The sequence below is a fragment of the Burkholderia sp. Ac-20353 genome (assembly GCF_017104785.1).
Taxonomy (GTDB): Bacteria; Pseudomonadota; Gammaproteobacteria; order Burkholderiales; family Burkholderiaceae; genus Burkholderia.
In genome coordinates, this window is record NZ_JAAGPL010000012.1 from 52,895 (window position 1) to 67,558 (window position 14,664).

Annotated in this window: 12 protein-coding genes and 1 pseudogene; 8 read left to right on the forward strand and 5 right to left on the reverse strand. The window is 60.2% G+C overall.

The window, feature by feature from the left end; genetic code table 11:
• Window positions 1-50: 50 nt before the first annotated feature.
• Complete coding sequence (locus G3N94_RS05880) at window positions 51-917, reverse strand: LysR substrate-binding domain-containing protein (RefSeq protein WP_205791163.1); 867 nt, start codon at window positions 915-917, stop codon at window positions 51-53.
• Between the two features lie 134 nt (window positions 918-1,051).
• Between G3N94_RS05880 and gcvH the strand changes: the two genes are divergently transcribed.
• From gcvH to G3N94_RS05920, 8 genes are all read left to right on the forward strand, one after another.
• Complete coding sequence (gene gcvH / locus G3N94_RS05885) at window positions 1,052-1,423, forward strand: glycine cleavage system protein GcvH (protein WP_205791164.1); 372 nt, start codon at window positions 1,052-1,054, stop codon at window positions 1,421-1,423.
• A 35-nt stretch (window positions 1,424-1,458) separates the two neighbouring features.
• Complete coding sequence (gene gcvP / locus G3N94_RS05890) at window positions 1,459-4,329, forward strand: aminomethyl-transferring glycine dehydrogenase (protein ID WP_205791222.1); 2,871 nt, start codon at window positions 1,459-1,461, stop codon at window positions 4,327-4,329.
• Between the two features lie 11 nt (window positions 4,330-4,340).
• Complete coding sequence (locus G3N94_RS05895; RefSeq protein WP_205791165.1) at window positions 4,341-4,871, forward strand: ACT domain-containing protein; 531 nt, start codon at window positions 4,341-4,343, stop codon at window positions 4,869-4,871.
• A 350-nt stretch (window positions 4,872-5,221) separates the two neighbouring features.
• Window positions 5,222-6,475 carry a serine hydroxymethyltransferase gene (glyA, locus tag G3N94_RS05900; protein WP_205791166.1) on the forward strand — a complete coding sequence of 418 codons (1,254 nt, stop codon included), beginning with the start codon at window positions 5,222-5,224 and terminating at the stop codon, window positions 6,473-6,475.
• A 180-nt stretch (window positions 6,476-6,655) separates the two neighbouring features.
• Window positions 6,656-8,032: an L-serine ammonia-lyase gene (locus tag G3N94_RS05905; protein ID WP_205791167.1), complete on the forward strand. Its 1,377-nt coding sequence runs from the start codon at window positions 6,656-6,658 to the stop codon at window positions 8,030-8,032.
• A 44-nt stretch (window positions 8,033-8,076) separates the two neighbouring features.
• Window positions 8,077-9,204 carry a glycine cleavage system aminomethyltransferase GcvT gene (gcvT, locus tag G3N94_RS05910; RefSeq protein ID WP_205791223.1) on the forward strand — a complete coding sequence of 376 codons (1,128 nt, stop codon included), beginning with the start codon at window positions 8,077-8,079 and terminating at the stop codon, window positions 9,202-9,204.
• A gap of 11 nt (window positions 9,205-9,215) precedes the next feature.
• Window positions 9,216-10,181: a lipoyl synthase gene (gene lipA, locus G3N94_RS05915; protein WP_205791168.1), complete on the forward strand. Its 966-nt coding sequence runs from the start codon at window positions 9,216-9,218 to the stop codon at window positions 10,179-10,181.
• A gap of 186 nt (window positions 10,182-10,367) precedes the next feature.
• Window positions 10,368-10,802, forward strand: a complete 435-nt coding sequence (locus G3N94_RS05920; RefSeq protein WP_205791169.1) for a dihydroneopterin aldolase — start codon at window positions 10,368-10,370, stop codon at window positions 10,800-10,802.
• A gap of 586 nt (window positions 10,803-11,388) precedes the next feature.
• Here G3N94_RS05920 and G3N94_RS42220 read toward each other — a convergent pair.
• From G3N94_RS42220 to G3N94_RS05935, 4 genes and pseudogenes are all read right to left on the reverse strand, one after another.
• On the reverse strand, window positions 11,389-11,652 hold the full coding sequence (locus G3N94_RS42220; protein ID WP_241021621.1) for a hypothetical protein: 264 nt from the start codon (window positions 11,650-11,652) through the stop codon (window positions 11,389-11,391).
• Between the two features lie 103 nt (window positions 11,653-11,755).
• Window positions 11,756-11,977: pseudogene (locus G3N94_RS43155) on the reverse strand (hypothetical protein); the annotation flags it as partial.
• A 91-nt stretch (window positions 11,978-12,068) separates the two neighbouring features.
• Window positions 12,069-13,457 (reverse strand): MFS transporter, encoded by a 1,389-nt coding sequence (locus G3N94_RS05930; RefSeq protein ID WP_241021622.1) that lies wholly within the window; start codon window positions 13,455-13,457, stop codon window positions 12,069-12,071.
• Window positions 13,458-13,696: 239 nt separating this feature from the next.
• A complete protein-coding gene (locus tag G3N94_RS05935) occupies window positions 13,697-14,659 on the reverse strand; it encodes a cyclase family protein (protein ID WP_205791170.1) in 963 nt (320 codons plus the stop codon).
• Between the last annotated feature and the right edge of the window lie 5 nt (window positions 14,660-14,664).

A 14,664-nucleotide genomic window follows, 5' to 3' on the forward strand; every position in this document is an offset into this window, starting at 1 on the left:
GCAGTCGCCAACTGGTCGACTACCGGGAAGCCCGTCGGACGCGGACCGCGTCAGCCCCTTTCCTCGTGCAACAGGCTAGTGGCAATGTAGTCCTCAAGACGACGCACTGCTTCTGTCATGCGTTCCGGCACACTGTGCAACCTGACGTCCAAATGCCCCATTTCCGGCAATCCGTCACGCGCCTCCAGAGCGCGCACACCGTCCGGAACCGTACTCCCGGCCAACACTGTCACGCCAAGGCCCGCGCGTACAGCGGCAGTAATGCCGCTGTAGCTGGAACTGGTGTAGGCGATGCGCCAGGGTACTTCGAGGCGATTCAATGTTTGCAACGCCCGGTTTCTGTAAATGCAGGGCTGCTGCGCAACCACCAACGGCAGCGGACGCTGTTCGTGACGTCCGTGATCCGGTCCGGTGACCCACACGAGAGGCTCCGTGCGCACCCGCACGCCCGTAGAGTCATGGGGGTCGTCATGAAGCGCCATCACAAGATCAAATTCGCTTTTGGCCAGTCGCTCGAGCAAGTTCTTGCTCAGATCACAAGTCACTTCGAGCATCACGCCAGGATGCGACTGCGCGAACTTGCCGAGAATGACCTGAAGCAGCGACGCCTCGTATTCGTGCGGCGCGCCGAGACGCACCGCCCCGGCAACCTGAGGCTTGCGCAGCGAGCTGACGGCTTCATCGTTCAACGCGAGCATTCTTCTCGCGTACTCAATAAGCGCCTCGCCTTCCTCGGTCAGCCTGACGCGATGGGTACCCCGTACGAACAACTGCGCGTCGAGCGTCTTTTCAAGTCGCTGAATCTGCAGGCTGATGGCCGACTGCGTTCGTCCTACCACCTCGCCCGCGCGGGTGAAGCTACCCATGTCCACCGCCTTGACAAAGGTCCGCAACAGCTCGGTCGGGATATTGATCATCGTAGCAATTCATTTCAAACGCAAATGATTTTATTTAAATAATAAAATTGCTAAATGTCAACGCCCGGCTACCATTATTTCCACCGGGTGCGACGTCAGCCCGGAATTTTGTAAACAACCTTTAAGGAGTCCACATGGGTACGCTCATGTACACCGAAGATCACGAGTGGCTGTGTCTGGATGGCAATGATCAGGCAACGGTTGGCATCACTGATTTTGCCCAGAGCAGCCTGGGCGACATCGTCTATATCCAGCTTCCGGAAATCGGTGTGCACTTTGCGGCGGGCGAGGAAGCTGCCGTCATCGAATCGGTCAAGGCCGCAGGGGCACTCAAGATGCCGCTCGCCGGTACCGTCGTCGCCGTCAACACGGCGCTGGCTGACGCGCCCTCCTCGATCAATGACGACCCGCTCGGGGAAGGCTGGTTTCTCCGGATTCGCCTCGACGATTCCTCTGCTCTATCACAACTGCTCGATCAGGCCGCCTACGACCGGTTGACGGCCTGACTGGTCGCCTTCGAAAGATCGCCCACGCCATGAACATGAACGACATCCGTACGCCGCTCACCCGACTCGAACAGCACGACGACTTTGTCGGACGTCATATCGGGCCTGACGATGCTGAAATCCGCGCGATGCTGCATGCGCTCGGTCTCGACTCCACCGACCAGTTGATCGACCAGGTGATCCCGGCACCGATTCGGTGGCGCTCGCCCCTCGCCCTTCCCAACGGCTGCACCGAAGCCGAAGCCCTCGCGAGGCTTCGCAAGATCGCCAATACGAACGCTGTTTTCAGGTCGTTCATCGGTATGGGCTATTACGACTGCCATACCCCCGCGGTCATCCTGCGCAACGTGCTCGAAAACCCGGCCTGGTACACGGCCTACACGCCATACCAGCCGGAAATCTCGCAGGGTCGGCTCGAAGCGCTGCTGAATTTCCAGACGATGGTATCGGACCTTACCGGCATGGAAATCGCAAACGCCTCGCTACTCGACGAGGCGACTGCCGCAGCAGAGGCGATGACCTTCGCCCAGCGCCTGTCAAAAAGCAAATCAAATGTGTTCTTCGTATCGCGTGACTGTCACCCACAGACCATCGAGGTCGTGCAAACCCGTGCCAATCCGCTGAACATCGAGGTCGTCGTCGGCGACCATGAAACCGATCTGCAGCCCCTCGACTGCTTTGGTGTGTTGCTGCAGTACCCAGGAAGCAGCGGGCAGGTGCATGACTACGAGGCTGTCGCAACCGCAACGCATGCCAAGGGAGCGTTGGTGGTAGTAGCTGCCGATCTACTGAGCCTCACGCTGCTCAAGGCTCCGGGTGAATTCGGTGCAGACGTCGCGATCGGCACGACGCAGCGCTTTGGCGTCCCGCTCGGATATGGCGGCCCGCATGCGGCATACTTTGCGACTCGCGACGCGCACAAGCGTGATATTCCCGGCCGCGTCGTCGGCGTATCGGTCGACCGGCACGGCGACAAGGCCTACCGACTCGCGATGCAAACTCGCGAACAACACATCCGCCGGGAAAAGGCGACCAGCAACATCTGCACGGCGCAAGTCCTGCTCGCAGTGATGGCCAGCCTTTACGCGTGCTATCACGGCCCGGATGGACTGAAGACGATCGCACGTCGCGTGCATCGCCTGAGCGTGATTCTCGCCGATGGCCTGCGCCAGCTCGGGGCGACGGTCGTGACGGACCATTTCTTCGACACACTGACCGTGACGGTGCCAGACGCCGCCACCGTGCATGCCGTCGCACGCAGTCATGCAATCAATCTGCGCGACGTCGATGCCGAAACCATTGGTATTTCGCTCGATGAAACTAGCACGCGCAGTGACATTGAAGCGCTATGGACCGTGTTTGCTGCCGGTGCCACCGTGCCAGACTTCGAGGCGCTCGAGCGTAATGCCGGAGACGCTCTTCCACCGCAACTGGTGCGGGAGTCGGCAATCCTGACTCATCCGGTGTTCCACATGCACCATTCGGAGACCAAGATGCTGCGCTATCTGCGCGCTCTGGCAGACAAGGATCTTGCGCTCGACCGGACGATGATTCCGCTCGGCTCGTGCACGATGAAGCTGAACGCGACGACGGAGATGATTCCGGTCACGTGGCAGGAGTTCGGCGGCCTGCATCCGTTTGCGCCGGCCGACCAAGTGTCGGGCTACAAGCTACTGACTACAGAGCTGGAGCAGATGCTGTGCGCCTGTACCGGCTACGACGCGGTCTCGCTGCAACCGAACGCCGGTTCGCAGGGCGAGTATGCGGGGCTTCTCGCGATTCGTGCCTACCATGCGAGCCGCGGCGAGTCATACCGTGACGTATGTCTGATCCCCAGTTCCGCGCATGGCACGAACCCCGCAACCGCACGAATGGCCGGTATGCGCGTGGTGGTTGTCGCCTGTGATGAAAAAGGTAACGTGGACGTCGCTGATCTGAAGGCCAAGGCCGATCAACATGGCGAGAAGCTGGCAGCTATCATGATCACCTACCCGTCAACGCATGGTGTGTTTGAGACGTCGATCAGCGAGATCGCCGACATCGTTCACTCTCATGGCGGCCAGGTGTACATCGACGGCGCGAACATGAACGCCATGGTAGGACTGTGCGCTCCGGGCCAATTTGGTGGTGACGTATCTCACCTGAACCTGCACAAGACTTTCTGCATCCCGCATGGTGGCGGGGGACCAGGCGTCGGCCCGATTGGGGTCAAGGCGCATCTCGCTCCGTTCCTGCCCGGACACGGCACCGCGGGCTTGGACGGTATTGGCGCGGTTTCGGCTGCCCCGTGGGGAAGCGCCAGCATCTTGCCCATTACGTGGACCTATATCACCTTGATGGGGTGCGATGGACTGCGTCAGGCCAGCGTGGTGGCAATTCTCAACGCCAACTACATTGCCCGGCGACTGTCGCCTTACTTTCCGGTCCTGTATCGCGGCGAAAACGGCATGGTCGCGCACGAGTGCATCCTCGACCTCAGACCGTTGAAGGAAAAAACTGGCATCACTGTCGACGATGTCGCGAAGCGTCTGATCGATTTCGGGTTCCATGCACCAACCATGTCGTTCCCGGTGCCGGGCACGCTGATGATCGAGCCGACCGAGAGCGAATCGAAGGAAGAACTGGACCGCTTCTGCGATGCGATGATCGCGATCCACAACGAAATCGAGAAGGTTGGCAACGGCGAACTCGATGCAAAGGACAACCCGCTCGTGAACGCGCCGCATACTGCTGCCGACATCGCAGGAGACTGGACACACTCGTATAGCCGCGAGCAGGCGGTGTTCCCGTTGGCGAGCCTGCGCGCCAGCAAGTACTGGCCGCCGGTCGGTCGGGTCGACAATGTCTATGGCGATCGCAACCTCGTGTGCGCGTGTCCGCCGATTTCCGATTACGAACAGTCCTGAGGAGCGCTCAAATGAATGTTTCCCTTGTAATCACGCTGATCGCAACCGACCGTCCGGGATTGGTCAACGCGCTTGCAGCGCGGGCCACGGCTTGCGGTGCGAACTGGATGGAAAGCAGCATGGCTCAGCTGGCCGGGAAGTTCGCCGGCATCGTGCGGCTGGATATCTCTGAGGACTCAGTCGCCGAGCTGGAAGCCGCGCTGCGCGAAGTGGAAGGAGAAGGACTGCAGTTGACCGTTGAGCGCGGCCACGTGCCGGACGTGACGGTTCATAGGCACGGCACGAAACTTGAATTGGTCGGTCACGACCGGCCCGGTATCGTGCGCGACATTTCCGCCGTGCTCGCTCGCCATGGTGCCAGCATCGACAGACTCGAAACCACGCGCGAAAGCGCATCGTTTAGCGGCGAACCGCTGTTTCGCGCGCTGATCGAGATTGCCATCCCGGAATCCGTGCAGCTCGCCAGTTTGCGCACCGACCTGGAAGCCCTGGAAAACGAGCTGATGGTGGATATCAATCTCGACGAAGATGCGGTGAAGTAATCCAGTTCGCGTCGTGCCGGAAGTAGAGCCATATCGCGGGCAGCGCTGCACCTCGTTGCCCGCGTGAGGATACCTTACGGGTAAGCAGTTCGGTTTCGCACAGCCGTAGCCTGACCGGATTACGGCAACCCCGTGGGTCGCCACTGGTGGACCGCAAACTGGCGCATGCCGGAGATTGGTACTCACCGGCACCGCGGCGGGCGTAAGGAAAGAATCTCGCAGAATTATGTAGTTAATAGTACTAATTTTATCCGTGATCGCGGTGGCCTGAAAACCTTGTCCCGCGTGATCAGGCAATGTTGCTCCGCCCACGGTCTCGGCCGCCCGGGCATACCATTCTGAGGAATCAAATGTTCAAGAAATCGATGCAGATCGCCGACTTCGACCCGGAACTCTGGGGTGCGATCCAAGGCGAGTGCCAGCGCCAGGAAAGCCACGTTGAGCTCATCGCGTCGGAGAACTACGCCAGCCCGCGAGTGATGCAGGCGCAGGGTACCGTGCTCACCAACAAGTACGCCGAGGGTTACCCCGGCAAGCGCTACTACGGCGGCTGCGAACATGTCGATGTGGTCGAGCAGCTTGCGATCGATCGGGTCAAGCAGCTATTCGGCGCAGACTGGGCCAACGTTCAGCCACACTCTGGCTCGCAGGCCAATGCGGCGGTCTATCTGGCGCTTCTCTCCCCGGGCGACACGATTCTCGGCATGAGCCTTGCCCATGGCGGTCACCTCACGCATGGCGCAAAGGTCAACTTTTCGGGAAAGATCTTCAACGCTGTGCAGTACGGAGTGACGGACGACGGCGTGATCGACTACGACTTGCTCGAAGCCCAGGCCGTCGAATGCAAACCGAAGATGATCGTCGCCGGGTTTTCCGCGTACGCACGGCACCTGGATTTCGCTCGTTTTCGCGCAATTGCTGACCGCGTGGGCGCGCTGCTGTTCGTCGATATGGCTCACGTGGCTGGCCTCGTGGCCGCAGGAATGTATCCCAACCCGCTGCCATATGCCGACATCATCACCAGCACCACCCACAAGACGCTGCGTGGTCCCCGTGGCGGCATCATCCTCGGTCGTGTGAACGGCGACATCGAGAAAAAAATCAACTCGATGGTGTTTCCGGGCACCCAGGGTGGACCTCTGATGCACGTCATCGCAGCCAAGGCAGTCGCTTTCAAGGAAGCGCTCGAGCCGGCTTTCGCTGAGTACCAGAAGCAGGTGCTCGCCAATTCCCGCGCCATGGCAGCTGTGTTCGTCGAGCGTGGCTATCAGATCGTATCGCGTGGCACCGATGATCACCTGTTCCTCGTCGACCTCACTGCCCGGGGGATCACCGGCAAGGCAGCCGACGCGGCACTCGGCGCCGCGAACATCACCGTCAACAAGAACACCGTGCCGAACGATCCGCAGTCGCCGTTCGTCACCAGCGGCATCCGAATTGGCTCGCCGGCGGTCACCACGCGCGGATTCCGCGAAGCTGAAGTCCGGCAGTTAACGGGCTGGATCTGCGACATTCTCGACGACATCGACAACGTCGAAGTCATCGCGCAGGTTCGTAATCATGTCGAGGCGCTTTGCGCGCACTTCCCGGTGTACGAGTTGTAGACCAATTCATCGCAGCGGGCGTCAGGTTACGGGCGCCGCTGCTCCCGGATGCGTTCTCTGAAGTCGACTGAAGCAATGACAAGGATGAACGCTCTGCTTACACGGGAGCATCTGCACGATGGAAGAATCTACGGCGCGGACTCAAGGATCCGCACATTCAGATAAGCGAGATGGGTAATCATGGCGATCAGTGTCTTTGACCTGTTCAAGATAGGTATCGGGCCGTCGAGCTCGCACACCGTTGGACCGATGCGTGCGGCCGCGCAGTTCGCCACCGGCCTGCGCGATCTCAACCTGTTGGACGCAACCGCAACGGTCCGCGTCGAACTGTACGGATCGCTTGGCGCGACCGGAAAGGGACACGGTAGCGACAAGGCCGTCCTGCTCGGACTCGAAGGATCGGAACCGGACACCGTCGACGTCGAATCGATCGATGCGCGCCTTGCTGCGATCCGGTCGGAGCAGCGCCTGAATCTGCTTGGACGGAAGCGCATAGTGTTCGTCGAGAAGCAGCATCTGGTGTTCAACCGGCGCGCGTTGGTGTTTCATCCGAACGGGTTGCGCATCGTCGCGCTTGATGTCGACGGGAATGAACTGCGCAGCAAGGTCTATTTCTCGATTGGCGGCGGCTTCGTCGTCGATGAAGATGCAGCCGGCGTCGACCGGATCGTAGCCGATTCGACGGCGCTCGCGTTCCCGTTCCGGTCCGGCCGCGAACTGCTTGCGCATTGCGCGACCCACGGCATGTCGATCAGCCAGTTGATGATGGCCAACGAATGTGCCTGGCGAAACGAGGCCGACGTCCACACAAAGCTCCTAGGGATTTGGGATGTCATGCAGGCCTGCGTTGCGCGCGGTTGCACGACTGAAGGCACGATGCCCGGGCCGCTCATGGTGAAACGCAGGGCGGCAGCGCTGCATCGCAAATTGTCCGCCAATCCTGAGGCGAACATGCGCGACAACCTGTCTGTGCTCGACTGGGTCAATCTCTATGCGCTCGCGGTCAACGAGGAGAACGCAAGCGGCGGCCGCGTCGTCACGGCGCCTACCAACGGTGCTGCCGGCATCGTTCCCGCCGTGCTCCATTACTACACGCGCTTCGTGCCCGGGGCGAACGACGTCGGTGTCGTGAACTTCCTGCTGACCGCCGGTGCGATCGGGATTCTCTATAAGGAAAACGCTTCGATTTCCGGCGCAGAGGTGGGTTGCCAGGGCGAAGTCGGCGTCGCCTGCTCGATGGCGGCGGGAGCACTTGCCGAAGTACTGGGCGGCACCCCGTCGCAGGTCGAGAACGCCGCGGAGATCGGCATGGAGCACAACCTGGGACTCACCTGTGATCCGGTCGGCGGCCTCGTGCAGGTGCCATGCATCGAGCGCAACGCGATGGGATCGATCAAGGCCATCAATGCGGCTCGCATGGCAATGCGAGGCGACGGTCAGCACTTCGTGTCGCTGGACCAAGTGATCAGGACGATGCGCGATACCGGCGCGGACATGAAGACCAAATACAAGGAAACAGCGCGCGGCGGGCTCGCGGTGAATGTTATCGAATGCTGAGACGCATAACGCCTCCGTCCAGCAGAACACAGGAGAAGGAAGAAATGACTGATGTAACTACTGCGTCGCCGCTCAAAAAAACGCCGTTGTATGACCTGCACCGCGAGCTCGGTGCGAAGATGGTGCCATTCGCCGGCTACGAGATGCCCGTGCAGTACCCGACCGGGGTATTGAAGGAACATCTGCATACTCGCGCGCAGGCAGGTCTGTTCGATGTGTCGCATATGGGCCAGATTCGTATCACCGGCTCGAACGCGGCGGCGGATTTCGAGACGCTTGTGCCTGTCGACGTTATCGGGCTGCAGCCTGGGCGTCAGCGCTACGCATTCTTCACGAACGACAGCGGCGGGATTCTCGACGACCTGATGGTGGCCAACGCGGGCGATCATCTGTTCGTCGTGGTCAACGCGGCCTGCAAGGACCAAGACTTCGCATGGATGGTCGAGAAGCTCGACAACTGCATGGTGGAATCGCTCGACGACCGCGCACTCCTTGCCCTTCAGGGACCGGAGGCAACGACGGTACTCGCACAGTACGCACCTCAGACTGCTCAAATGAGCTTCATGGATATCGGCACGTTCGACATTGCGGGGATGACCTGCGCCGTGAGCCGCTCCGGCTATACCGGCGAAGACGGCTTTGAGATCTCGGTTGCGGCTGCCAATGCGGAGTCACTTGCACTCGAGTTGCTGAAGAATACTGCTGTGGCCCCAATCGGACTTGGCGCCCGCGATTCGCTGCGTCTGGAAGCCGGACTATGCCTGTACGGGCACGATATGAACTTCGAGACGAGCCCTGTCGAAGCTAGTCTCGTGTGGGCGATGTCGAAGGTGCGTCGACCGGGAGGCGAACGCGCCGGTGGATTTCCGGGCTACCCGGTGATTGCGGCGCACCTGAAGGTCGGCGCACCCAAAAAGCGCGTTGGCCTCGTGCCGACCGCCGGCGTGCCGGTACGCGAAAGCGCCGTGCTGCGCGACGGTGACGCGCGTGTGATCGGCAAAGTGACTAGCGGCGGCTACGGCCCTTCGTACGGGGGGCCGGTTGCGATGGGATACGTCGAGACGTCCTTCGCCGAACCCGGTACACGGCTGTTTGCCGAAGTGCGCGGCAAGGACGTAGAGGTCGTGGTGACATCTACACCGTTCGTACCGCAACGCTACTATCGCGGCTGACCGGGCACATCATGACCACGAATTCGACCACTTCGCCCAGGCGCCCCACTGGTGTCAAATTGCGCGGCGCCGACAAGCTCGCGCGCATTCCAATCAAGATCGCGCCGACTCAATCAGACCAGTATCTACGCAAACCGGAATGGCTACGCATTCCGCTCGGCCAAGCCGCCGATGTAAAGAGGCTGCGCCGGGTCCTGCGAGAGAACCGTCTGCACACCGTCTGCGAAGAAGCAAACTGTCCGAATCTCGGCGAATGCTTCAGCAGCGGCACCGCGACGTTCATGATCATGGGCGACATCTGCACGCGCCGCTGCCCGTTCTGTGACGTCGGCCATGGACGCCCCAATCCGCTCGACGCCGAGGAACCGGAAAATCTCGCCAGCACGATTGCGGCGATGAAGCTGCGGTACGCTGTGATTACATCGGTCGATCGCGATGATCTGCGTGACGGTGGCGCAGCGCATTTCGTACAGTGTATCGAAGCGGCGCGGCGAATGAACCCAGGCATCCGCATCGAAATTCTGACGCCTGATTTTCGCGGTCGAGCACAGGTTGCGCTCGACACGCTGGCCGCAGCGCCCCCCGACGTCTTCAACCACAATCTCGAAACAGTACCGCGACTATACCGGCAGGCACGCCCTGGCGCCGACTACGCGCACTCGCTGAGCCTGCTACGCGATTTCAAATCACGACACCCCGATGTCACGACGAAATCAGGTTTGATGCTTGGGCTTGGCGAGGGAGTCGACGAAGTCGAAGCGGTGATGCGCGACATGCGCGAGCATGACGTGGATGTACTTACGCTCGGCCAGTATTTGCAGCCGAGCCCCCATCATCTACCAGTACGGCGCTACGTGACGCCCAACGAGTTCGAGCAGTTCCGTGAGCTAGGCTTGTCGTTAGGGTTCACTCATGTCGCATCTGGTGCACTCGTGCACTCTTCGTATCACGCTGAGGAGCACCTGGCAGATCGGTGAATATTAGCGATCTCCCCTGCATCGCTGCACGACGATTTTCAGTGACGACTGCGGCAGCCAGCTGCGGGTCGTCGTGCTTCACCGCTTCGCCAAATACTGCCACCCGCTGCCGATCAATGCCGCACAGCCATATTGGCTAGCGGCCGCACCTTTTTGCGCGACACTCCATAGTGAGGACACGGTTCAATGAATCAACCAGAAGGACTTCCCGCAATCGAATGGGAGGTCGTGATCGATCAGTTGCACGCCAAGACGCGAGTGGGCATTTACGCTCACGAACGGTCTGCGCAGTCGGTTGTGATCGACGCAATCCTACATTGCCGCAGCCACGCGCTGCCCGAGCACATCGACGATTGCCTCGATTACGACGCGTTCTGCCAAATGCTGCGAACCTACCTCGACGAGCAGACGCATACTGATCTTGTGGAGTGTCTCGCTGCCGACCTCCTTGGACTGTCATTTCAGCGCTACGCGATGCTCGATCGCGCGCTGCTGACCCTCTACAAGCCGCACGCGATCCGGTCTGCCGAACGTGTCGGCGTGCGATTGCAGTGGACCCGTTGTGACTTCCTGCGATGGCAGGCACGTCATGTGGCAGAACGCGCTACGACCGCCGTGTGAATTCCCGGCCACGCAATCAATATTCAACACTCGTTTTTGAGATACGTTAGGCGCGCGAAACTGCATAATCACGTTCGCGCACGAGTCGTGCTGGTGACCTCAAGCGTTCGAGCGATATCACAATCCCACTCGACTCGCGTGCGATCCCACAATGTCTTGCAGGCAACGATAGGGGTCGTTGGAACAAGCCGACACAAACTGAAATCGTCACGACCGATACGATGGTGGAGACGATAATGGTTTGCGACGACACGTGAGCCTCCCTTCGATAGATTTCCGCAAGCATGAAGGAACCCGTGCCGGCCGGAAGCGCGGCGAGCAGCACTGCGGCCTGCGTCGAAAATGTCGAAAGACCAAAGACGAATCGTGCGAGCGTTCACGCGAGCAACGGGTGCAGCAACAGTTTGCAAGCGACCAGGAACGCGGTGACTCGGCGACTCGGCTATCGTCACCAATCACTCAGATTAACCATCGCTTGCTTTCTTAGGTGCTTTCCAGTATTTCCTTAACTCGGCCAATGCCTCCTCCTTACTTTTCCCACAGTCCCGCAGTCGGGAAATTGCTGTCGACATCACCTTCAATGCTGTTACTTTATCGGAATCGGTTGGCAATTTCGGGTGCCTTCGGCGATCGCCAGCTCGATCAGATGGCGGAATTCATGATCGATTTCAGCCTTCAACCGACGCAATGTTCGACGGCGGTCCAGTGGAAGCGGCTCCTCACCCCCACATATCACGCACTTGCCGAAGTCCATCGTGACCGATTCGGCATAGCGGCGCATGGCTGCCGCAAGCTTGTTGATCGCAGTGCCGCCGGATTCGGACGCTTCGGCAATCGCATCGCGGATCATCCGCAACCCGATACGGACACACGGAAACAGTATCTCGTCCTTGCTCTTGACGTAGTAGTAGCGTCGGCTTGGTAACGTTCATGCGCTCCGCGACTTTGTCCAGCGACGCGGCGTGAAAACCCTTCTCGTTGAGCACTTGCGCCGCGGTCCGCAGCACGGCCACACGTTTGCCTTCACGTTCGCGCTCCCGCTCGTGTTTCTTCGCCCTGGGCGACCGGACCTGTTGTGTGTCGTCCATGACCGGCAATCGATCGGCTGAGCGTGCGAGGTCAACAGCCGATGTTACTCGTGAGTAAATAAATTGCTTTCGAATATAGTCGCCCATATGTGCGGTGGCAAATCGGTGGCGGGCACGACCGGCTCACGGACGTTCCCGAAGCCGATCGTGCCCACCCTTCACCTCGATCGATGTCGAGCTAGACGAGATTGCAGGTTCGCTTGCTGACGAGCGCGCGGTCATGGGCGCGGAACCATCCGGTGGTTTCGCGCGTGAACAATGCCGTCAGGACGAAAGCGACGACCATGAGCCCGGAGATGAAGTGGAGTGCGTTGTTGTAGCCCGACGCGGAGCCGAAGCCACCGCCCGCACCAATGAGCGCGCCGATCACGAACGGTCCGAATCCACCAAGATAGATGCCTGCGTTGATGATGGAGCCGGCGATGCCCGTCGTGCCCGGCTTGGTCGAATCGAACGCGATTGCATAGACGAGCGTGTACGGCGCATTCAGCGCGCATCCGGCAAAGAGTTGGATCGCGATCAGGGTTCCCAGGCTCATATACGAATACTTGAACAGCAGCATTCCGATTGCGAGCCAGACGAACACCACCATCAGACACAGCTTGCGGCCGATGCGATCCGAAATCCATCCCCAGACGATCTGGCCGATCCCCCCGGTGATCGTGAACAGCACGCTATATGCGGCAGCCTCCGCAAAGTTGTAGTGCGCAACGAACGCCAGATACTGGGGCAACCAGAAGCTGATGCCGAAATACCCGACGATGGCCAGCAGCGAGACCAGTGCGATGACGGAGATATTCGGATTTTTCATCGCAACCCCGAACGAGCCTTTCGGGGCGCCCGCTCCATGCTCGAGGTCTGCCGTCAGCGGGGGCGTCTCGCCTGCCGCAGCGATATGCGCATGCAACCGGTCATATCGCTTCTCGCTGCAGTACCACCAATACATCGCGAATACGATGATCATCGGGATCGGGAACAGCAAAAAGGCCATACGCCAGTTCTCCGGTCCGTAGATGCTCAACAGTCCGCTGATGGCGAACCCACCCAACAACGTGCCCCACGGATACCCCGTGTGGTGAATGCCGAGCGCGAGACCTCGCCGCTCCTTCGACCACCATTCGGCAAGCGACGTGACTTCGATCGATTCGCCTGCTCCGCCGAACGCGTGTGACAGAACCTGCAACGTAATCAGCACGCCCAGCGTTCCCGTCAACAGATTGAACCCCGTCAGGAATGTAAATAACGTGTAGCCGACGACAATCGGAAGATGACGGTACTTGCGCCGCCAGCCATGCCCGCCCTTGTCAGCCCACACCATCGCCGGGATCGCGATCAGTGCGGTCGACATCGTGATGATGGCGGCGTACAGCCCGATCGTCGTCGCACTCGTGCCGAATTCCTTCGTGATCGAGGGTAAGACGGCAAAGAACATCTGGCGCGAGTTGGCGTCCATCGCGTAGACGAGCCACAGCAGCAACAACGCCATCCAGGATTCCTTCGCGATCTTGCGCGTGCCCGTCGCCGATCCGGCGCGCGCCGGCGCCGCTCCGCTATCCATCGTTTCCATGTACTCCTCTCCTCTTCTCTTCTATCAGGGTGGCGGCCGCTCTGCGAAATACGCGTCATTGCGCGTGACTGCCGACGAACAAATGAAGCGCTTCATAAAACGACTGCATCGACGCGCATCGGTTGGGCCATCGTCGTTGCTGCACGTCTCCCGTGTCGATTACCTGAAACAGCACGAGTGCGCGTGGCCGACGGTCATGTGTCCGCCACTGCGCCGCGAGTCGGTTCGTCGTCGCGCGCCTACTTGAGCACGACCGGATTCACCGGCGCGCCCGTCCCGCCGACCACCTTCAACGGTGCGGCCGTATAGAGAAACGTGTATTGCCCGTCTTGCGCGCAATCGTCGGCAAGCGGATCGAGCTGCGCGATTTCGGTCATCGTGATGCCCAGGTTCCGCATCAGTGCGTTATGCAACGGCAAGTCGACGCCGGAAACGGGATCGGTCGTCACTTCGTTTGCGATCGTGTCCGTAACGAGATTCGGGATCTCCATGTCGTGGAACCACTGAACGAGCTCACGACTGTACGTGAGGCCAGGCTCCTTGAAGTTTGCGTAGAATTCCGCGCGATCCCGTTTGTAGAACGAGCCGATCCACCCGGTGCGGATCACGAGAATGTCGCGCTTCTCGATCGAAACGCCCTGCGCATCGGCCGCGGCCATCAGATCGAGATGCGTAAACGTCTCACCCGGATCTAGCACTTCCTTCTTGCGGTAGCGCGCGATGTCGATCAGCACGCCGCGCCCCACGACGCCGCGCTCGCCGATCGGACACACGCTCGCCTTCGCGAGGCTACCGATCGTCGTCTCCGCGTCGTAGCCGTTCCAGATCTGATCGTCGTACCAGACGTGGCCAAGCGCGTCATACTGCGTCGAACCCTGCAGATACATGAACATGACGTCGTCTGCATATTGATATGAACCGGGAAATTTCGGCCCCTTGCCGCAGCAATATTGCCCGCGGTCCATCACGTTCATACGCTTGGCGCCCTGACGCCCCGGCCACACGGGATCGCCGTCCGGATCGCCCATGCGCACCTGAAGCGTGAACGACTTGCCCTGCTTCACGGTCGCGATTCCCTTGAGCGCTTCCGTGGCCGTCAGATAGTTCAATGCGCCGACTTCGTCGTCGGGCCCCCACTTCCCCCAGTTCTTCGGCGAGTCTGCGAGCAGTTCTCGAACGTGCGGTACGTTCCTGGCTTCCATGTCTT